The sequence below is a fragment of the Actinoplanes italicus genome (assembly GCF_003001815.1).
Classification (GTDB): Bacteria; Actinomycetota; Actinomycetes; order Mycobacteriales; family Micromonosporaceae; genus Actinoplanes; species Actinoplanes italicus.
The window spans coordinates 1-18,066 of the sequence record NZ_PVMZ01000028.1; the positions used below are offsets into that span (position 1 = coordinate 1).

At 66.9% G+C, this 18,066-nt stretch carries 19 protein-coding genes, 1 tRNA gene and 1 pseudogene; 8 read left to right on the forward strand and 13 right to left on the reverse strand.

Translation table 11 applies throughout. The annotated features are described in order from the left end of the window. Positions 1-1,730 precede the first annotated feature (1,730 nt). Positions 1,731-2,978 (reverse strand): hypothetical protein, encoded by a 1,248-nt coding sequence (locus CLV67_RS43635; RefSeq protein ID WP_106329572.1) that lies wholly within the window; start codon positions 2,976-2,978, stop codon positions 1,731-1,733. A 739-nt stretch (positions 2,979-3,717) separates the two neighbouring features. Here CLV67_RS43635 and CLV67_RS43640 point away from each other — a divergent pair. Continuing rightward, positions 3,718-4,560, forward strand: coding sequence for a PSP1 domain-containing protein (locus CLV67_RS43640; protein ID WP_106329574.1), 843 nt, complete (start codon positions 3,718-3,720; stop codon positions 4,558-4,560). Positions 4,561-4,579: 19 nt separating this feature from the next. Here CLV67_RS43640 and CLV67_RS43645 read toward each other — a convergent pair whose 3' ends face one another. Next, complete coding sequence (locus CLV67_RS43645; RefSeq protein WP_239166837.1) at positions 4,580-5,026, reverse strand: MarR family winged helix-turn-helix transcriptional regulator; 447 nt, start codon at positions 5,024-5,026, stop codon at positions 4,580-4,582. A 61-nt stretch (positions 5,027-5,087) separates the two neighbouring features. Here CLV67_RS43645 and CLV67_RS43650 point away from each other — a divergent pair, with 61 nt between their 5' ends. Continuing rightward, complete coding sequence (locus CLV67_RS43650; RefSeq protein WP_106329578.1) at positions 5,088-5,627, forward strand: hypothetical protein; 540 nt, start codon at positions 5,088-5,090, stop codon at positions 5,625-5,627. On the opposite strand, the gene CLV67_RS43655 is transcribed toward CLV67_RS43650, so the two are convergent. After that, the gene (locus CLV67_RS43655; RefSeq protein ID WP_106329580.1) at positions 5,594-7,303 is read right to left on the reverse strand and encodes a metallophosphoesterase; all 1,710 of its coding nucleotides are present in this window, start codon (positions 7,301-7,303) and stop codon (positions 5,594-5,596) included. The two genes, CLV67_RS43650 and CLV67_RS43655, sit on opposite strands and share 34 nt — an antisense overlap. 57 nt (positions 7,304-7,360) lie before the next feature. On the opposite strand from CLV67_RS43655, the gene CLV67_RS43660 reads away from it, so the two are divergent. Both CLV67_RS43660 and CLV67_RS54630 read left to right on the forward strand, forming a co-directional pair. Continuing rightward, positions 7,361-7,434, forward strand: a tRNA-Thr gene (locus CLV67_RS43660). Between the two features lie 39 nt (positions 7,435-7,473). Next, positions 7,474-7,659: a hypothetical protein gene (locus tag CLV67_RS54630; protein ID WP_307833902.1), complete on the forward strand. Its 186-nt coding sequence runs from the start codon at positions 7,474-7,476 to the stop codon at positions 7,657-7,659. On the opposite strand, the pseudogene CLV67_RS53980 reads toward CLV67_RS54630, so the two are convergent. After that, positions 7,624-7,701: pseudogene (locus CLV67_RS53980) on the reverse strand (tyrosine-type recombinase/integrase); the annotation flags it as partial. The gene CLV67_RS54630 and the pseudogene CLV67_RS53980 sit on opposite strands and share 36 nt — an antisense overlap. A gap of 492 nt (positions 7,702-8,193) precedes the next feature. Between CLV67_RS53980 and CLV67_RS43670 the strand changes: the two are divergent. Beyond that, positions 8,194-8,754 (forward strand): DUF4352 domain-containing protein, encoded by a 561-nt coding sequence (locus tag CLV67_RS43670; protein WP_106329749.1) that lies wholly within the window; start codon positions 8,194-8,196, stop codon positions 8,752-8,754. Positions 8,755-8,768: 14 nt separating this feature from the next. Continuing rightward, positions 8,769-9,314, forward strand: a complete 546-nt coding sequence (locus tag CLV67_RS43675) for a DUF3592 domain-containing protein (protein ID WP_239166838.1) — start codon at positions 8,769-8,771, stop codon at positions 9,312-9,314. A gap of 2 nt (positions 9,315-9,316) precedes the next feature. On the opposite strand, the gene CLV67_RS43680 is transcribed toward CLV67_RS43675, so the two are convergent. The 6 genes from CLV67_RS43680 to CLV67_RS43705 form a co-directional block, all read right to left on the reverse strand. Next, positions 9,317-10,492 carry an MFS transporter gene (locus tag CLV67_RS43680; protein WP_239166839.1) on the reverse strand — a complete coding sequence of 392 codons (1,176 nt, stop codon included), beginning with the start codon at positions 10,490-10,492 and terminating at the stop codon, positions 9,317-9,319. Between the two features lie 114 nt (positions 10,493-10,606). Further along, positions 10,607-11,131, reverse strand: a complete 525-nt coding sequence (locus tag CLV67_RS43685; RefSeq protein ID WP_239166840.1) for a DUF6226 family protein — start codon at positions 11,129-11,131, stop codon at positions 10,607-10,609. A 56-nt stretch (positions 11,132-11,187) separates the two neighbouring features. Further along, positions 11,188-11,385 carry a DUF397 domain-containing protein gene (locus tag CLV67_RS43690; protein ID WP_106329586.1) on the reverse strand — a complete coding sequence of 66 codons (198 nt, stop codon included), beginning with the start codon at positions 11,383-11,385 and terminating at the stop codon, positions 11,188-11,190. Between the two features lie 212 nt (positions 11,386-11,597). Continuing rightward, positions 11,598-11,792 carry a DUF397 domain-containing protein gene (locus CLV67_RS43695; RefSeq protein ID WP_106329588.1) on the reverse strand — a complete coding sequence of 65 codons (195 nt, stop codon included), beginning with the start codon at positions 11,790-11,792 and terminating at the stop codon, positions 11,598-11,600. 47 nt (positions 11,793-11,839) lie between these two features. Continuing rightward, positions 11,840-12,736, reverse strand: coding sequence for a helix-turn-helix domain-containing protein (locus tag CLV67_RS43700; protein WP_106329590.1), 897 nt, complete (start codon positions 12,734-12,736; stop codon positions 11,840-11,842). A gap of 191 nt (positions 12,737-12,927) precedes the next feature. Further along, positions 12,928-13,365: a DUF6232 family protein gene (locus tag CLV67_RS43705; protein WP_106329592.1), complete on the reverse strand. Its 438-nt coding sequence runs from the start codon at positions 13,363-13,365 to the stop codon at positions 12,928-12,930. Positions 13,366-13,745: 380 nt separating this feature from the next. Between CLV67_RS43705 and CLV67_RS43710 the strand changes: the two genes are divergently transcribed. Together CLV67_RS43710 and CLV67_RS43715 are read left to right on the forward strand one after the other, a co-directional pair. Further along, positions 13,746-14,222: a DUF2231 domain-containing protein gene (locus CLV67_RS43710; RefSeq protein WP_106329594.1), complete on the forward strand. Its 477-nt coding sequence runs from the start codon at positions 13,746-13,748 to the stop codon at positions 14,220-14,222. Positions 14,223-14,417: 195 nt separating this feature from the next. Beyond that, a complete protein-coding gene (locus CLV67_RS43715; protein WP_106329596.1) occupies positions 14,418-15,176 on the forward strand; it encodes a hypothetical protein in 759 nt (252 codons plus the stop codon). A gap of 21 nt (positions 15,177-15,197) precedes the next feature. Here CLV67_RS43715 and CLV67_RS43720 read toward each other — a convergent pair whose 3' ends face one another. From CLV67_RS43720 to ku, 3 genes are read right to left on the reverse strand one after another with little or no spacing between them, the layout of a single operon-like run. Next, positions 15,198-16,493, reverse strand: a complete 1,296-nt coding sequence (locus CLV67_RS43720; RefSeq protein WP_239166841.1) for an MFS transporter — start codon at positions 16,491-16,493, stop codon at positions 15,198-15,200. Between the two features lie 54 nt (positions 16,494-16,547). Beyond that, positions 16,548-17,036: an NUDIX domain-containing protein gene (locus CLV67_RS43725; protein WP_106329755.1), complete on the reverse strand. Its 489-nt coding sequence runs from the start codon at positions 17,034-17,036 to the stop codon at positions 16,548-16,550. A gap of 39 nt (positions 17,037-17,075) precedes the next feature. Then, entirely contained in the window at positions 17,076-18,005 is a 930-nt protein-coding gene (gene ku / locus CLV67_RS43730; RefSeq protein WP_106329598.1) for a non-homologous end joining protein Ku, read from the reverse strand. Positions 18,006-18,066: the final 61 nt, after the last annotated feature.

An 18,066-nucleotide genomic window follows, 5' to 3' on the forward strand; every position in this document is an offset into this window, starting at 1 on the left:
GACTGGATCGCCGACTGGAACACCAACCCGCGCCCGTTCATATGGACCAAGACAGCCGAAGAAATCCTCGAATCACTCGCCCGATTTTGTAGCCGAATTTCTGGCGCAGGACACTAGACACCTTTCGCAGTCGGGGTTCCCGGCCCGTCAGCCGCATTCGTTTGAGCCGTCGGTGGCGCTCGGTCGGCTGATGGCCGGGCGTTACCGTCGTGGGCTCCGGGCTCGCGGGGTCGGTTACCGCCGCGACCCGGTGCTGGACGATCAACTAGGGCCGTTTTCGGAGCCGGGCTCCGGGATATCGCTGCCTCCGGCCCGGTAAAGGGTTCGCCGCCCACGGCTGGGCGATCAGGCGGTCTGGGGAAGGGTTCGCTGGGCATGGCTGGGCGATCAACAGCCCGGGGAAGGGTTCGCCGCCCACGGCTGGGCGATCAGGCGGTCTGAGGAAGGGTTGGCCGGCCACGGCTGGGCGATCAGGCGGTCTGAGGAAGGGTTCGCCGGCTACGGCTGGGCGATCAACAGCCCGGGGAAGGGTTCGCCGGCCACGGCTGGGCGATCAGGTGGCCCGGGACAGGACTGTCCCCACCAGCAGGTGGCCCGGGACAGGACTGTCCTTACCGGCCCCAAACAGACCCTGACCGTAAAAGGTGTCTAGCGCTCATCGCTGCAAAGCCCCGACCAAACTTCTTGCAATGCTGCCTGCCCGCCATTCCCATTTAGACGGCTTCCGGAGTCGGGGTCAGGGCTTCCCGTGCCGGTCATAACTTCCCGTGCCGGTCAGGACCTATCACACCTGTTAGGACCTTCCACGCCGGTCAGGATCTCCCTTGGCGGTCACGTCGGACAGGGAAGCCGCATGCCCGACATTCGATCGGCCAGCCGCGCCTTGCGCACCCTTCTCGGCCGGGGAAGCAGTCATAGGGCACAGCCGGCCTCGAAAAGCCGGCCAAGATGATCGTCCAGCACAGTGATGTTGCGGTTTTCGAGGCCTTGGAACGTTAATCCGCTGGTTGATGTCGGGGATCAGCCACGGCTCGCTCAGACCCTGATCGAAAAAGGTGTCCAGATCTTTTATTGTCGAGGTCCTCCCCGTCAGCCGTCCCTCCGACGTAGAGTCCCGGTGCAATTACGTGGCTCGGCTACGGTTCTTGGACTTCGGCTCGCGGGCCTGCCGGAGACCCTGACTCCAGAATTTCGTTGGGCCTTCTGAGTCAGGGCCCGCGCGAGCTGTGAATGACCCCGACCCGACCGGCTCAGCGCCATCCGACGCGATGCAATCCGATCCGGCCGGCTGGGGCGCGAGTCCATCCGCCCGTCTCGGCACGATCCGATCGGACTCGATCGGATACGCCCGGCTGGGCGCGATCCGATTGAGTCGCGCGATCCGATCCGACCCGCCCCGTCTCGGCCCGATCCGACGCGGCGCGGCGACCCGTCTTGTCCCGATCCGACGCGGCGCGGCGCGGCGACCCGCCCCGTCTTGTCCCGATTCGACGCGGCGGTCCGCCTGGATCGGACCGATCCGACGCGGCGCGGCGACGCGGCCCGTCTCGGCCCGATTCGACGCGGCGGTCCGCCTGGTTCGGACCGATCCGGCGCGACGATCCGTCCGGTTCGACCTGATCCGCGCGCCTGCCGTGATCCGGTCCGATCCGCCTGGCTCGCCGCGATTTGATCCGGTCCGAACGGAACCGGCCCGACTCAACGCGACGCTCGGTGTTTGTGGGCCGCGGTCAGGGCTGGTTGCGGCGGCGGCGGGTGGTCAGGGCGATCGCGCCCGCACCAAAGATGATCAAGGCGGCTCCGGTGATCAGCAGTGGAACGAGGCTGGGGCCGGTGACCGGCAATCTCGCAGTACCGGCGCCGGGAGAAGCGCCGTGCTGGGTCGGACCGCTCTGGTGAGCAGAACTGCCCTGGCCGTGACCGCCTTGCTGGGCCGAGCCGCCTTGCTGAGCCGAGCCGCCTTGCTGAGCCGAGCCGCCCTGCTGAGCCGAGCCGCCCTGCTGGGTGTGACCGCCCTGCCGGGACGGCGCGCCGGAGCGGCCGGCGATGCCCTTGGGGGCTACCGCCGCGGCTTCGAGCATTCCGATGCCGAAGTCGGCCACCAAACCGGACGGTGCGTGGTCGCCTCCATCCACATTGCGCGTCAGCGTCACCCGGATCGCGGTGGCTCGGGCGGCGATCGCGTTTCCCTTGGTCGCCTGGCGTACGTCGCCGAGTCCGATTCGGAGTGTCGCTCCCGGTTTGTCGCCCGTTTTGGGAGTGTGCTCGGTGTCGGCGATTCGCGGCAGGTCGGTGACCTTCGGCAGCGGCATGTCCCCGATCGGGTCGAGTCGACCGGGGAGTGACTCGAGCAGACGCATTTCATTACTCAGTGTGATGTCAAGATAGTCACCAGGTGTAGTCAGGCGGGTCTGTTTGCCGTTCTTGCCGGAGATCTCGACGACCGCCGGCTGGTAGTCGACACGGCTCTTGCCACGTGCGGTCATGCTGACGTGCAGCTCGGGGGCTCGCAGTACCCGGATGCGCACCTCGTTGTCGGCCAGGCTGATCCGTCCGGCGGTGATCGTGGCGGACGCGACCGACTGCGGATCGCCGCCGCGACGGCGCATGGCGGTGCCGCTGCGGCTGGTGATCTTCTCCGGTACGCGTACCAGCGCGGCACTGCCTCCGCCGGCGATGGTGACCCGGCTGATCGCGGCGGTCGCCGTGGATGTGTCGCCGGTCGTGTTTCCGCAGCCCATGGCGTGTGCCCAGATCGCGCGGGCGCTGAGGTTGCCGGCACCGACCTTCATCGGCCCGTACTTCTTCGAGCCGGTCCGTCGCGTGTTCGCCTTCGGGCTGACCGGTGGCGCCTGCTGAACGACCAGTTCGTCACGATCGGTCGAACCGGCCACCTTCCCGTTCAACAACCGTGCGGCGCCGGCCGAGTTGACCGGCCCGTCGGAGATCAGCACGCTGCGGGCCTCCCCGAGCCCCACGCTGCCGAGTACGGGATCCGCCCCGCCGCCGCCCCGTCCGCCGCTCGTCCGTTCGAAGGCGGGCAGCGTCCGGGCTTCCGAGGCGAGGTCGTCAGAACCAGCCCCGCCAGAGGAGGGCGCCCCGGAGGCGGGCCCGGACCGGGCGAGGTCAGGCGAACCGGAGCGGCCGCCGGAAGACCCGACAACGGGAAGTACGCCGTCAGCCGAGCCAGGCCCCACAGAGGAAAGCACGCCGCCGCCAGACCCGGACGCGCCGGAGGAAGACCCGACGGAGGGGGAGCCCGATCCTCCCCCGGTGCCGGCTTCACCCGTACCGGAGGAGGCTTTGGCACCCGGGGAAGGGGAAGCCGGATCCGGATCGCTCGCCTTGTTCTCCGCCGGCTTCCGGTTTGTGATCTTGGCGGCCGGACCGAGGTCGAGCCGATCGATGCGGAGGAGCTCGGCGCCGGACTGCGCGGCGTAGTGCTCGGGCCGATCACAGGTGGCCGGCGCATTGAACGCGGGCGCCCCGAAGGCCGGGATCGGAACGGTCAGCGTTCCCGCCAACCCGAGTGCTACGACGCTGGCGGCCACCGAGCGGGCGGGTGTCATGGTCAGTTCCTTTCGAGGCGTGGTGCTTCTACGGGACTGGCCAACGAGGGTCGATTGGGGCGGTTGCGCGGCATCTATGCGACAACCCTCGCGGGTAGTTCAAATCCGGCATTTGGTGCGGCTTGCCAACCGTCGTAGGGTTGATCGCATGGGCATGCTGTGTGCGGTCAGCTTCAATCGGTATGGCCGCCTCTACTACCTCGATCCGGCCGGCTTCACCCCGGCCGTCGGCGACCGCGTCCTGGTGCCGACCGATGACGGGCCCGAGGTGGCGGAGTGCGTCTGGGCACCGCAGTGGGTCGAGGAGGACACCTCCGGATTCCCCAAGATCGCCGGCTTGGCGGACGACACCGACGTTCGCCGCGACGAGACGTTGCGTAAGCGCAAGGCGGAGGCCAAGGTCGCCGCAAAGAAGCTGATCAAGGCGCATGAGCTGCCGATGAAGGTAGTCGCGGTCGACCATGTGCTGGATGCGCCGGGTAACGGCGGTGCTCGCACGACGATCTATTTCACAGCTCCGCACCGAGTCGATTTCCGATCACTTGTCCGCGATCTCGGCGCCACGCTGCACTGCCGCGTCGAGCTGCGCCAGCTCTCCGCTCGTGACTCCGCCCGGGTCCAGGGCGGCATCGGGTCATGCGGTCGCGACCTGTGTTGCGCGACCTTCCTGACCGATTTCGAACCGGTCACCATCCGCATGGCGAAAGATCAGGATCTGCCGCTCAACCCGCTGCGCATCTCCGGCGCGTGCGGCCGCCTGATGTGCTGCCTCAAATACGAGCACCCGCTGTACCAGCAGTTCCAGGCCTCGGCGCCGGCGATCGGCACCCGCGTGACGACTCCGGAGGGTGACGGTCGCGTCGTGGCGCACAGCGTTCCCAAGGACTCGGTCGTCGTGCGCATGGACGCCGATGGCTCCCGCTGCTCCTGCAGCCGGGCTTCGGTCTGCGCCCCTCGCCAGGCTCACGACGCTCAATACAACAACGGATAAAGACCATCATTTTGTACGGCTACGCGCGCCCCGGATCAGTCTGTGTGAGTTTCGCGACCTGGGCGCGGAGGACGCGGATCGTGTTGTCGAGATAGTCGGTGATCACGGCCATCTCCTGCTCGTCGTAGCGGCTCTGGAACTCGCCCATGGCCCGGCCCAGATCCGCGAAGATGCCGCCGAGGTCGGGCGTCTTCGTGGGATCGGCCACGAGCAGGGTCCGCCGGCGGTCGGCCGGATCGGGCTGGCGTAGCACGTATCCGGCCTTCTCCAGCCTGTCGACGATCCCGGTGAGCGCGGTCGCGCCGACTCCCAGCTCGGGCGCGAGCGCCCCGATCGGCATGGGCCCGCCGCGCAGGATCACGCCGAGGGCCTTGTGCTCGGCCGCGTTGAGTCCGAGCCGGCGCGCGACCGCCTCGTGAAAGAGCACGACCGCGGTGCTCAGCTCCCAGCCGTAATCACGTGCCACGACCACCCCTTTACTTCATGCATCTGGATAGTCCACTCTAGTGGAATATCTGGAGGTTGCCATGAAAGACACACTGTCACTCGGCAGCGCCGCCGCCACCTGGGCCGGCGGGTTCTACCTACGCCACTTCGTGCTCGTCTTCGGTCTGTCACTGATCCCGACGCTGCAACGGTTCGCGGTCGTCCGCTGGGATCTCCCGCCCGCCGTCTCGATCACCACAGAGGTGCTGGTCGCACTGGTCCGCATTCTGCTCGTCGCGCTCGCCGTACGACTGATGGTCCTTGAATGTGGTTTTCCGGCTCCTGAGGCCTGGGCCCGGCTGAAGTTCGGACTCGACGCGCGCCGGATCGCCTTCTGGGGTCAGTGGGCGCTGCTCGCGGTCGCGTTCGCGACCTTCGACCTGGTGCCGAATGTGCTGATCGCCACAGTCGTGCCCGAATCCGGGCGGGAGCTCGTGACCGCCTGGCTGGTTGCGGTGAAGAACCCGACGATCATCGCGTTCACCGTGCTGTGGATGGTCGGCATCGCCCGCACCCTGATCATCGACCCGGATCCGGCACTCGACGATCAGACGACGTCGACCGGCGGCTCGATGCGGTGAACGGTCAGCGGGGTCTTGGGCCGCACCCACGACGAGTGCGGCTCACCCTCGGGGGCGGTCGTCCAGCTCTTGCAGATCCGGTCGATGCCGAGGGCGTGGATCGTGAGGGTCCCGTCGGCGCGGATGTGCATCCGCAGGAAACTCTTCGCGTGCTCGACGCCCTGACCCGCGTACAGCTCGTTCAGATTGACGTCGAAACGGGCGCCGATCAGCAGATACAGCGCCAGCAGCTGCGTGGAGACGATGGCGATCAGGGGGCCGTACGCGAGCGCCGCCACCGCGAGCGGCCCCGGCCACATCCAGTCCCGGAACGGGAACTGCAGCCACACCCAGGTGCCGGCGACCGCCAGCCCGATCTGAGCCAGCCCGTGCGCCACCCCGAAGATCCAGTGACGCGCCTTCCCGTCCGGTTTCGCGAACAGGATCGTACCCAGCATGATCAACACCAGCATCAGGACCAGCGGGATGCTGAACAACCGCTGGATGTTGCCGCCCTGACTGGCCGCGCCGGCCATCGCGAGCATGGTCAACGTCTGAATGATGCCCAGCATCGTGGCGAACCCGGGATTGCGCCGCGGCACCCGGTGGAAGACGCCCCAGCCCATCCGCCACGACTTCTTCGTGTCCGGAAAGGTCGCCTCCCGCTCGTAACGCCGGCTGCGGCTGCTGCTGCGAGCCAGCGTCTCCTTCGGCGGCACCATCAGATGGTCCGGCAGGTTCTGCGTGCCCAGCGTGTACGCCCCGCCGCCACCGCAGGTGATCAACTCTCGATCCGCGCCCGAGTACCGCGCGTAGTGGTGCAGATCCCCGGAGACCAGCACCCGGACGTGCGCCTGCGTCGGCGCCAGGATGGTCCGGATGAAGTAGTCGATCGCGTCGTACGCATCCGGGTTCTGACGGGCTTTGACCCAGGTGGGCGACGGCGTCATCAGGATGATCCGGTCCTCCGGGCCGACATGCTCCGCGGCGCGCTCGAAATACAACAACTGCGGATCATCGATGTACGCCCCGAACTGCTCGTCGACCGCGAACAGCCACCAGTTGGCCGGCAGCTTGACCGCGAAGTACGACCGCCGCTGCTCGGTCCGCCACCCGCCGATGTGTCCGTCCTTGCGCCGCGCGAAGAGCCGGAGGAACGCGGTCAGGCCGTCGTACCAGTCGTGGTTGCCGGGAAGCGCGAAGAGCGTGGGCCGCGGCTCTCCCGCAGGGGCCTCCGGCAACGCCGCGCGGTAGGGACCCTTCGTCCGGTTCTCGTAACCGTCACCACTGGCCAGCGGATAGACCTGGTCACCGCCCATCAGCAGGAGCCGCCCCCGCGGCAGACGCTCGCCGTCGACCTCGAGCTCCTCCTGCGCCAGCAGATAGGCCACCGAGTACGTGGCATCGAACCCGTCCCCAAGATCGGCGACATAGTCGAGCCAGAGCTCACCGGTAGCGGTGGCCGAGTGGTCGAAGACGTCACTGTCGAGCGAGTTCTGCAGTTCCCGCTTGTCCAGGTAGGCCCCGAACAGGATGTGCAGCAGAGTCCGCAGCCCGGTGCTGAGCAGCAACAACGGCGCGAGCCAGCCGATCGGCCCTTCCCGGGTGAACCCGAGCTCCTGCGGATCGAGGCTACGTGGCCGATTCGGCACACTCGTCTCGGACTCGACGGGTCGCTGTCGGGGAACGATGGCCACCGAACGATCCTCCCCCGGTGAGACCGTGTCCGTCTATGCAGTAGAATCAGTCTCGTTGCCGCCTTAGCTCAGTCGGCTAGAGCGACGCACTCGTAATGCGTAGGTCGACGGTTCGATTCCGTCAGGCGGCTCAGAGGGAAAGCCCAGGTCACTGACCTGGGCTTCTTCTTTTGAACAGGCCGACCACCGTGCTCCCGACCGTGCTGGTCCGCACCCTGCCGAGCCGCCTGGTCGAGACGGTCCGCCACCTCGTCCCCGATGAGGTCCGTGTACACGACCAGCGTCATGGCCGCCGAGGCGTGGCCGACCATCCGCTGGACCGCCTTGACGTCGGCGCCGGCCGCGACCGCGAGTGACGCCGCGGTGTGCCGCAGGTCGTGCGGAGTGAGCCCAGTCAGATAGCGCCAGCGTTGCGGTTGCTACCGCCGAACCGTCAGCGCGCCGGACTACTTGGGAAGACTGTACGGACTTCCGTGTGCGGGCCCTGTGGACCATGCGGCTGCGGCGTACGCGGAAGCCGTCGAGAAACTTGACCATTCTTCACTGCGCCGGACTTCACCGGCGGAACGCCCGTCGGTGAAATGGCGCCATCCAAGATGAGGTTCTCTCAAGCTGTCTCGATCGACGGAAACAATCTCGGCTGACGGCTCACTGCAACCCGCGGGCCCTAGTGTGTTTCGAAGTGGGGTTCGGTTCTGGACCGGACTTGACCGCACTACCATTCTCGCCGGTCCGTGGAGCCTCAAGTGACCTATCCGCCGCCACACGACCCGAATCAGCCGGCGAGTGGCCCACCGTCCTACGGCCAGCCACCCGAGCCGCCGCAGTACGGCACCCCGCCACCGGGTCATCCGGCCGGTCCACCGCAGTTTGGTGCCTACCCCGCGCCGATGCAGCAGCCGCCGAAGAAACGTAAGAAATGGCCGTTCATCGTCGGTGGCATTGTTCTGGTGATGATCCTGGGATGCGTCGGCATTTTCGCCCTTTTCGTCGGTGGGGCGGCGAAAGTGGCCGAGGATCTGGACGACAATCAGAGCGGCAAGAACGCCGCCGCGGGCGAGATGAACAAACCCGCGACGGACGGGAAGTTCCAGTTCACCGTGACCGGCATGAAGTGCGGTGTGGCGGAGGTCGGTGGCGAGTTCGCGAATGAGAAGGCGCAGGGCGAGTTCTGCTTGATCGACGTCACGATCAAGAACGTGGGCACGTCCGCGGAGATCTTCAACGACGGTTCCCAGAAGGCTTACGACGGGGCGAACACCGAGTACTCGGTCGACTCCGGCGCGGCGATCTTCGCCAACGAGGATTCCTCGACGTTCCTGGAGCAGATCAATCCGGGCAACTCCGTCAAGGGGAAGCTGGTCTTCGACGTGCCGAGCGGAACGAAGCTGACCTCCGTGGTGCTGCACGAGTCGGCGTTCACAGCGGGAGTGAAGGTTCCCCTCGTTTAGGCCATGATGATCGCGTGAACGCGCAGCGGTCTCCATCGATCTGGCTGGCTGCCGGGTGTGGGTTGCTCGCCGTGGTCGGGGGCGCGCTGCTGTGGCTGCCGTTCCACACCTTCGGCATGCTCGACGACTGGAAGGACGAGCTCAGGGCCACCGGCATCCCGGCACGGGCGACCGTCTACGACCGGGTGACGGAGAAGGGCGGCAACCGGGAGAGCGCGTCGACCACGATGTATCTCCGGTACGTGGTGAACGGCCGGATGCACTGGGAGGAGGTCGGTTGCACGCAGGTGTGCCTGCCGCCGGACACCGAGGTGCCGATCTGGGTGAACCCGGCCGACCCCACCGACTTCGCGACGGATTTCGACATGCTCAGCGGGCACCGCGGACGCCTTCAGGGCGGGCTGGGTGTAGTGGGATTGCTGCTGCTGACGATCGGGGTTCCGGCGATCCTGGCGAAGATCGGGCCACGCAGGAAACGGCGCCGGCCGGCCGTGCCGGTTCAGGGTGGCGGCCGCTTCACGGGCCGTACCAAGCACAAGCGAGACGGCCGGCGCCGATGACGTCAGCGGGCCGGTTCGCGTAGCGCGGGGGTCAGGGCGATCGACAGCACCAGCAGCATGGCTACGGCGAGCAATCCGCGAGAGACCGTGAAGTGGTCGCCGAGGAAACCGATCAGCGGCGGCCCGCCGAGGAACGCGCAGTAACCGATCGACGCGACCACGCCGACGCGGGCCGGCGCCTTCGCGGGCTCGTCGGCGGCGGCGCTCATGCCGACCGGGAAGCCGAGTGAGGCCCCGAGTCCCCAGAGCATGGCGCCGCCGAACGCGATCGCCGGGTTCGGGCCGAAGACGAAGATGAGCAGACCGGCCAGCCCGGTGACGGCGAGTAGCCGGAGCACCGGTACCCGACCGTAACGGTCGAGCAGGTTGGGCCCGAACCAGCGGCCGACGGTCATCGCGGCCAGGAACAGCGCGAAGCCGAGGGTACCGGTGGACGCCTCGGTGCCGTGGTCGTCGATCAGGGCGATGCTGATCCAGTCGATCCCGGCGCCTTCGGTCAGGGCGAAGGCAAGGACGAAAAGGCCGATCAGGAGGGTACGGGGTTCGCGCCACGCCGCCAGGGCGCCGCCACCGGACTTGCCGGATTCGTGCTCGGGCTCGGTCTCGTCGGCCACGAATCCGCGCACCGCGACGACCACGGCCGCCGTGACGATCACGCAGGCGATCACCACGTGCTCGGTGACCGGGAGTCCGGCCTTGACCGCGCCGGCGCCGGCCAGCGCGCCGGCGACGGTGCCGACGCTGTAGCCGGCGTGGAACCGGGACATGATCGACCGGCCGAGGCGGCGTTCCACCACCGCGGCCTGCACATTCATGGCGACGTCCCACGCGCCGGTCGCGAAGCCGTAGACGTACAGCGCGATGACGACCGGGGCGACGCCGAACTCGTAGCCGATCGCGGTGGCGGCCAGGGCTGCGCCCAGCACCACGGCCATCGTGCCGACCATGGCACGCGAGCCGAATCGGTGGACCAGGTGCCCGGCCAGGGGCAGCGAGGTGATCGATCCGGCCGCGATGGCGAGCAGCACCAGTCCCAATTCGGACGGGGTGAGTCCGAGCTGGTCGCGGATCTGTGGGATACGGGCGGCGAAGCTGGCCATGGCCACGCCGAGGAAGATGAAGGTGACGTAGACCGATCGGGTGGTGGCCCGCAGGTCGGCTGTCTCGACCGTACTCAAACGATGACTCCGTGTGGCTGTGAGAGCGTTTGCTCCGCTCAAGGTACCCACAGATTTCGTGAGCAGCATTCGGGCGGGTGGCCAGTCCGGCCACCCGCCCGGTGCCTCAGGCGATCAGAGTGAACGACGTTGCCAGGGCGCCCACTGGATCGGTGCGGCGAAACCACCGCGACGCGCGTCCCGGGCTCCGGCCGCCGACAGCGGCCCCTCCCGGTCGGATTTGACGCCCGTGCCGATCAGCCGGGTCTCGAACCAGGACCCACTCAACCCACGGCGTACGCGTTCCCACAGCCCGCCTTCGATGAGCGCGTCGGCGTGCGTGCGCAACTGCTCGGCGAGGAGTTTCGGGTCCTCGTCGCAGATGTCGCAGGCGCAGGCCGGCAGCGTCTCGGTCCACCAGCGCCCGAATCGCACCATCAGTCCCGGCTCGGCGAAGTTGATCGCCAACGGTGCGCCGGTGGGCATGCGGGGGATGAGCCGGACGGTCCGTACGAGCGCGTCGTCGAGCCCGAGCGGTTCCTTGCTCTCCCGCCGCTCCACGAGGTAGCGGTCGGTGAGCTCGTCCAGCAGGGATTCGGCCGCCTCATGCAAGGTGGCGAAGCGGTCGGTCTCGGTGGCACCCGGTTTGCCGTCCACCATTGCAGTATGCCGCGCTCGGCCCGCGACATCCGGGTGCACCGAAGGAAGGTGAGTCATCAGAAACCGAAGGTTCCCGCCTTGACTCCTGCCACGAACTCCTCCCACTGCTCCTCGGTGAAGCGGAGGGGCGCGATGTCGAGGTCCTTGGAGTCGCGGACCAGCATTCGGTCCCCGACTCGGGCCACCTCGACGCAGGTGCCGGTCGCACATCGTCTGCTCCGACGCCACTGCGGCACTTCCGTCGCTTTGATCATGTTGTGTGCACCTCCGTGACGGTTCGGAATCCACGTTAAGCGAATGGACCGGACCTGACCGGGCACGAACATGAATGAAACAGAGAAAATGCCGCTTACCTCACTCAATGAGAAGTATGCGGCGTCAAATTGTTGCTATTTAACTGTTATGCGAGTATTTTGGACCGTCCCGCTCTGCGAAACGTGATCGCAGAGCGGTCGGCACGACGACTTCAGAAGCGGAACTCGCCCGCGGCCACACCCTCCACGAAGGCGTCCCATTCCTCCTGCGTAAAGCTGAGAGCGGCGGCCTCAGGGTTCTTCGAGTCGCGGATGAGGTACTGCTCGTCCACCTTCGCGACTTCGACACAGGTCGACGTTCCGCAACGGCTGCTCTTACGCCATGCGGGCACGTTCATCTCTTCCATTGGGGACCTTTCAAGAATTCTTCTGGTGTTGGTGGTGTTGTATTTTGTTACCGGGGCGACCGGTCCGTATCGGCCCGCTCCAGGTCTTTGATGCGCCGTTCGATGAATTGAATCGTGTCCGCCTCATCCGCGGCCTCCTGCCAGACCCGGTCGTATCGCGCGCGATGTTTCGCGGCCGTCCCCTGGTCCTCGATCATTTCGTCGCCGAGACCGGTCTCCCGGTACAGCACTTCTCCCTCGCCCAGCTTGAGCAGGTCGAAGCTGGCGTTGTTGGTTACCGAGGCGTCGAGCGAGAAGGGCACCATCCGCACCCGGATCGAGCCGTCCTCGCTGTGTTTCCTCAGGTCACGCAGTTGTGCGGCGAAGACCGCCGGACCGCCGACGGTACGACGGAGCACCGACTCGTCGACCATGAGCAAAATCTGCACTTCGCTGGACCGGGCGAGCAGCGCCTCGCGACGCTTCTTCCTGGCCTCGACGCGCAACCTGCGCTGATCCTCGGACAGCTCGTCCTCGTACCGGGCCATCAGCGCGGTCGCGTAGTCCGGCGTCTGCAGAGGACCGGGTATGTAATAAATCGAGTACGAGCGGATCTCCGATGCGTCACCTTCGTACTCGATCAGTTTACGCAGGTCATCGGTGAGATTGTCGCGGAATTCGGTGGCCTGGTACCACGCTTTCTGCTGCCGGGTCCGCGCGATACGTGCGTCGGCCAGCAATGCGGCGGCGACCGTCTTGTCCTTGATTCCGAGATAGGCCAGCAACGGCCGCAGATCGTTCGTGGAGATGGTGACATCCCCGTTCTCGATCCTGATGACCTTGCTGTGCGACCACTCCATCGCTTCGGCGACCTGAACTTGGGTGAGTTTGGCTCGCTCGCGCGCTTCACGGAGCGCGAGACGTACGCGCCGGCGCGCGATCGTCGGCGAGTCACCCTCAGTCATGAGTCCTTCATCGTCGAAGTGTTCGGTGACGTTCTGTAGCGGCTGAGATGCACTCCGCCACCTCGCTGACTGCTAGGTGGCAACCAGCGAGGTCGCGGACATCCTATTACTGTCCTATCAGAACGACGGCTGCAAGGTGCGGTTTTGATCAATTCGAGATCTCACCCGAGAGGTCCTCACGAATTCCCAGCTCAGGCGGCTGCGAGACCGTAGCCCCACGCGGAGGGGCGCCGGTCCTCCATGGCGCGCCGCAGCGCCCGGCTCACCTGGTTGAAGACCCGTGCGTCGGGGGAGGAGTAGAGCACGACGGCGGTCCCGCGGTACTGCGCGTGGAGCTCCCAGCGGCCTGGCTCGCGCCACATCATGGCGACGCCCGGTATGGCGAGGCCGAGGAAGGCGAGGACGTACACGGTCGGATCGGGAAGCAGGAGCCAGCCGGCGGCGGCCGCGGCGATGGCGACGGCGGCGGCAGCGGCAGCATGGGGACGGACTCGGGCCGGTGCCTGGACCAGGCCGACGTTGCGAAGATCCGGAATGGCGAAGACCTGCGGTGCGGTGGTGGGGTGCCAGACGAACCGATCGTCGGACACCAGAGCGTCCGGCCCGCGATAGTAGATCCGTGTGCGCATGGCGAACTCCTCTTCGCGGATTCTTGCGAGAGGGGATGGAGCGGGGCCACCATTGGCGCGAGAGACCCATTCCCGCCTCGCTCGAGTCGCAACGAACGAAGTCGCAGAGGTGGACAACGGCTCCCGTTTGCCGCCGGGAGCCGTTGTTTGTCTCTCCCTCCAACTCCGCCCTTTGTTGCCCTACTAGCAGTGAAGCACGCCACCCGGCAGACCGCCATCACTCAATCTGCCATGTTGCAGATTGCGTACAAGCTGTGCGAGGTTCGTGTACGGCGTCCATCGGCGGTCGCCTACGTGTTTGCGCCCGGAACCCACCGGGTAGGCCAAGCGCGGATGCCGTTACAAACCTGTATTCGTGCAGGTGGGAAGGCGATAACGGAATGGAAAGCCGATTGAGTGTCGCCGGCCAGGCGGTGCAGCCCATTCTCGTGATGTTCCCGCTCGGGCTGTTCGCTATGGCCGTCATGTTCGATATGGCGGATTTGCTAGGGGGACCTAGCATCCTCGGTGCCCTGGCCTACTGGAACGTCGTGGCCGGCCTGGTCGGTGGGGCTCTGGCCGCCGTGGCCGGTGCCGTCGACGTCATGTTCGTCCGCCGCTCGCAGGACCGCCGGCTCGGCGCGCTGCGCAGCCTGATCAACATGGGCGTGCTCGTGGTCTTCGCTGTCATCGCGATGCTGCGGGTCCAGGCCGACGACCGGGTCGTCGGCGGTGGCCTGTTCACCGTCGAGTTGCTCGCCCTGGGGCTGGCCGCTTTCGGCGCCTGGTTCGGCGGGGAGCTCGCCAACGGCCGGCCACCCGCGTTCGCGAAGGCGGCGGTCGGAGCGCGCGCCGCGGCCGGTGGCCGGAACTACTGACGCCATGCCCGGCGGCGACCTTGGCTGAAAGCGGCAAAGCCGTTTCGGTTCTTTCGATCTGACTGTTCGGCCAAGGTCGCCGATACCGTAGGTCAGAAGTGGCCTCGGTGGCTGGAAAGTGACGACCGGGTGCATGGAGGATTGCCACGCGATACGACGGTACGGAACCGTCCGTTCGCCTGGGGAAGGGAATCCATGCGCAAGTCTCTTGCTCGCCGCGGTGCCGCGGCAGCTCTCGCCGTCTTCACCGGACTGGCCACCGCGGTACTGACCGCCTCACCGGCGCAGGCCGAGCCCGCTCTCGTCGGCGTCACGTTGTCGACGAGCACCGTGGTGCTCGACGGAGACGCGGGGTGTGCGAACCGGGTGAAGGTGACCTTCAAGGTGTACGACCCGCTGGCCGAGGAGAACTACGCGGGCGTCACCGCGGACGTCGTCGGGCCGGACGGCGACTGGGCCGACTTCCTGTACCCCGCTCAGTCCTCGCGCAGCGGGGACCATGCCTATCTGACGGATTACATTTTCATCTGCGGAGGCCTCGACGGGCCCGGCCGGTACACCATCCGCACCGAGCTGGAGTGGTACGGCGACGACTTCACCCGGCACGTGGTGGAGCGGGTCAACACGTTCTACGTCAAGCGGCCGACGTCGCTCACCTACAACGCGACGCCGGAGCCGGTGAAGCGGAACAGCGCCCTGACCCACAGCGGCGTCCTCAAGGTCGACCCGGTGGGCTACGGCGCGAAGTACGGCCTCAAAGGCGCGGTGCTGAAGTTCTACTTCAAGGCTGCCGGGACCAGCGCCTACGTGTACAAGGGGCAGACCACGACCGGGACCGGCGGCAAGTACAGCAAGAAGATCAAGGCCACCAAGTCCGGCACCTGGATGGTCGTCTACGCCGGCAGCAGCATCCGGCAGCCGCAGACCCGGTTCGATGCGGTCAAGGTCAAGTAAGAGAGTCCGCCACCGTCGTGCTCACTGTCCGCGCCGGGAGTCGGCGGTGGCGTTCCACTCGTCGTCGGCGGCCTTCTTGAGGGCCATGCCGTGTTCGCCGTCGTAACGGAGGAACTTCGGCAGCGCCGCGGCCAGGGCCAGGGTCCCGGCCACGCACAGCACACCGCCGACCCAGATCGAACCGGCGACCCCGAGGCCGGTACGCGCCATCGCCCCGGCCCGGAGCTGACCCAGCAACGGGCCGGTGGTGTACGACAGCATCTCGATGCCGGCCAGGCGCCCGCGCAGGTGATCGGGGATCGTCTGGTTCCAGATGATCATGCGGAACAGCCCGGACACCATGTCGGCAGCGCCGGCGAAGGCCAGGCAGAACAGGGTCAGCCACAGGGTGTTCGACAGACCCACGCCGACGATGCCGACACCCCACAGCGCGGCGGCTATCAGCACCATCAGGCCGTGCCGGTGCACCCGGGCCGTCCAGCCGGACCCGACCGTAGCCAGCAGCGAGCCGACCGCGGGAGCGGCGTAGAGCAGGCCGAGCACCTTCGGGCCGCCGAGATCGTCGGCGAGGAACGGGTACAGCGCGGACGGCATGCCGAAGAACATGGCGTTGATGTCGACCAGGTACGTGCCGAGCAGCTCGGGGCGCGACTTCGCGTACTTCAGGCCGATGACCACGCTCTTCACCGACGGGCGGTCGGCGGCCACCGGTGGCGGGACCGCCCTGACCAGGAACAGACAGATCAGTGACGCGGCGAAGGTGAGCAGGTCGAATGCGTACACCCAGGCCAGGTCGAAGGAGGCGAGCAGAATGCCGGCCAGCGGCAGACCGGCGAGCTGGGCGAACTGCATGCTCAGCGACTGCAGCGACATGGTGGCCGGCAGCTCCTCGGGCTTCACCAGCCGGGGAACCATCGCCTGCAGGGCCGGGCGCTGCAGGCCGGCGACCGCGGCGGTGAGGAACGCGGCGACGTACAGCAGCCACAGGTGCGGCTCGTCGGAGAGCGAGTTGACCAGCAGGATGCCGCAGATCACGGCGAGTGCGGCCTCGCTGCCCCAGACCAGCAGCCGCCGGTCGATGTAGTCGGCCAGGGCGCCACCGACGAACGACATGAAGATCAGCGGCAGCAGCTCGCAGACGCCGATCAGGCCCACCATCAGCGGGTCGTCGGTCAGCTTCGCCACCTGGTAGGGGATCGTGACGTAGCTGATGAACGACCCGAACGCGGTCACCAGGCCGGCGATGAAGACGAGCCGGAAGTCCCGGGAGGTGCGTAACGGGGACAGGTCCAGGCTCAGGCGGCGCTTACTCGTCACGAAGGGCCATCCTGCCCCAGCGGACAGGACGGCGCATCGCGATTTATCCCACCCTTACTTCATGACCAGGATGCCCGTTTCGCGGAACGTGGCAAGGTCGGCGAGGGCCTCGTCGATCACGAACGACTTCTGTCCGGGAAGCGCGTCCAGCGGGAAGAAACCGGCGTCCACGCTCTCCTCGGTCTGACGGAGCAGCTCACCTTCCCAGGCGTTCACCACGAAGGTCATCAACACCTGCTGGTACGTGTGCTCGTACTGATTGGTGTAGGTGTAGGCGGTGTAGAACGCGTACGGCGTCAGGGAGGTGGCCCGCAGGCCGGTCTCCTCCCACAGTTCCCGGACGGCGCACTGCTCCATGCTCTCGCCGAGCTCCATGGCGCCGGCCGGGATCGCCCAGCGATGGTTGTCGGACCGCTGGATCAGCAACAGCCGGTCCTGCTCGTCGAAGACCAGTGTGCGGGCGCCGACGAAGAAGATCGTGTCGGTGTCACCGACGCTGGCGCGAACCCTCCCCAGGTAGGACTCCGCCCAAGTCAGCGCCATCGGGACACCCCGCATGCAAGACCCATGGGAGAAGCCTAGTCATGCCGACTTCTTCGTGGCCTTCGCGGCCGTAGTGGTCTTCCTCGCGCTCGCGGTCTTCTTGGCGGGCGCCTTCTTGGCGGCGGGTGCGGCCTTCTTCGCAGGAGCACTCTTCTTGACCGCTCCGTCCGTACCGGATGAAGGGTTTTCGCCTCTTGCCTGCTTCGCACGTTCGACGGAGGCCTTGAGTGCCGCCATGAGGTCGATGGCCGCTGCCGGCGCCTCCTCGGCCTCCTCCGGCTGGACCACCTCGCGGCCCTCCACCTTGGCGTCGATGACCTCCTGCAACGCGGCCCGGTAGTTGTCGGTGAACTCCTCCGGCTTGAAGCTGCCGGCCATCGAGTCGATCAGGGAACTGGCCATCGCGAGCTCGGCCGGGCGGGTCTCGATGTCGTCGTCGAGGAAGCCGAATTCGGGCGTGCGCACCTCGTCGGGCCACATCATGGTGTTGAGGACCAGCACGTCGTCGCGGACCCGGAGGGTGGCGAGCTGCTCACGCTGCCGGATCGCGATCTTGACGATGGCCACCCTGTCGGCGTCCCGGAGAGCGTCGCGCAACAGCACGTACGGCTTGGCGGCCTGCCCCTCGGGTTCCAGGTAGTACGCCTTGGCGAAGAGGATCGGGTCGATCTGCTCGGACGGCACGAATTCCAGCACGTCAATGGCTCGGGACGTGCTCAGGGGCAGCTCGGCGAAATCCTCATCGGTCAAGATCACCATTTCCCCGCCGCCGATGTCGTAACCCTTGGCGATGTCGTCGTAGGTCACCACCTCACCGTCGACCGAGCAGGTGCGCTGGTACTTGATCCGGCCCCCGTCGGTGCGATGCACCTGGTGGAAGCGGATGTCCTTCTCCTCGGTCGCCGAATACAGCTTGACGGCGATCGACACCAGACCGAATGAGACAGCGCCCTTCCAGATCGCTCGCATGACCTCAGAATGGCATCACTGAGACGCCTGCGTAAGGTGATTGCTTTTGCCTATGGTGATC

What these genes read in the sequence shown, in the direction of transcription:
- CLV67_RS43640 (WP_106329574.1), top strand. Translation starts at nt 3,718, where the DNA reads ATGGGCATGCTGTGTGCGGTCAGCTTCAATCGGTATGGCCGCCTCTAC.
- CLV67_RS43650 (WP_106329578.1), top strand. Translation starts at nt 5,088, where the DNA reads ATGAAAGACACACTGTCACTCGGCAGCGCCGCCGCCACCTGGGCCGGC.
- CLV67_RS43670 (WP_106329749.1), top strand. Translation starts at nt 8,194, where the DNA reads ATGCAGCAGCCGCCGAAGAAACGTAAGAAATGGCCGTTCATCGTCGGT.
- CLV67_RS43685 (WP_239166840.1), bottom strand. Translation starts at nt 11,131, where the DNA reads ATGGTGGACGGCAAACCGGGTGCCACCGAGACCGACCGCTTCGCCACC.
- CLV67_RS43690 (WP_106329586.1), bottom strand. Translation starts at nt 11,385, where the DNA reads ATGATCAAAGCGACGGAAGTGCCGCAGTGGCGTCGGAGCAGACGATGT.
- CLV67_RS43695 (WP_106329588.1), bottom strand. Translation starts at nt 11,792, where the DNA reads ATGGAAGAGATGAACGTGCCCGCATGGCGTAAGAGCAGCCGTTGCGGA.
- CLV67_RS43700 (WP_106329590.1), bottom strand. Translation starts at nt 12,736, where the DNA reads ATGACTGAGGGTGACTCGCCGACGATCGCGCGCCGGCGCGTACGTCTC.
- CLV67_RS43705 (WP_106329592.1), bottom strand. Translation starts at nt 13,365, where the DNA reads ATGCGCACACGGATCTACTATCGCGGGCCGGACGCTCTGGTGTCCGAC.
- CLV67_RS43710 (WP_106329594.1), top strand. Translation starts at nt 13,746, where the DNA reads ATGGAAAGCCGATTGAGTGTCGCCGGCCAGGCGGTGCAGCCCATTCTC.
- CLV67_RS43715 (WP_106329596.1), top strand. Translation starts at nt 14,418, where the DNA reads ATGCGCAAGTCTCTTGCTCGCCGCGGTGCCGCGGCAGCTCTCGCCGTC.
- CLV67_RS43725 (WP_106329755.1), bottom strand. Translation starts at nt 17,036, where the DNA reads ATGGCGCTGACTTGGGCGGAGTCCTACCTGGGGAGGGTTCGCGCCAGC.
- ku (WP_106329598.1), bottom strand. Translation starts at nt 18,005, where the DNA reads ATGCGAGCGATCTGGAAGGGCGCTGTCTCATTCGGTCTGGTGTCGATC.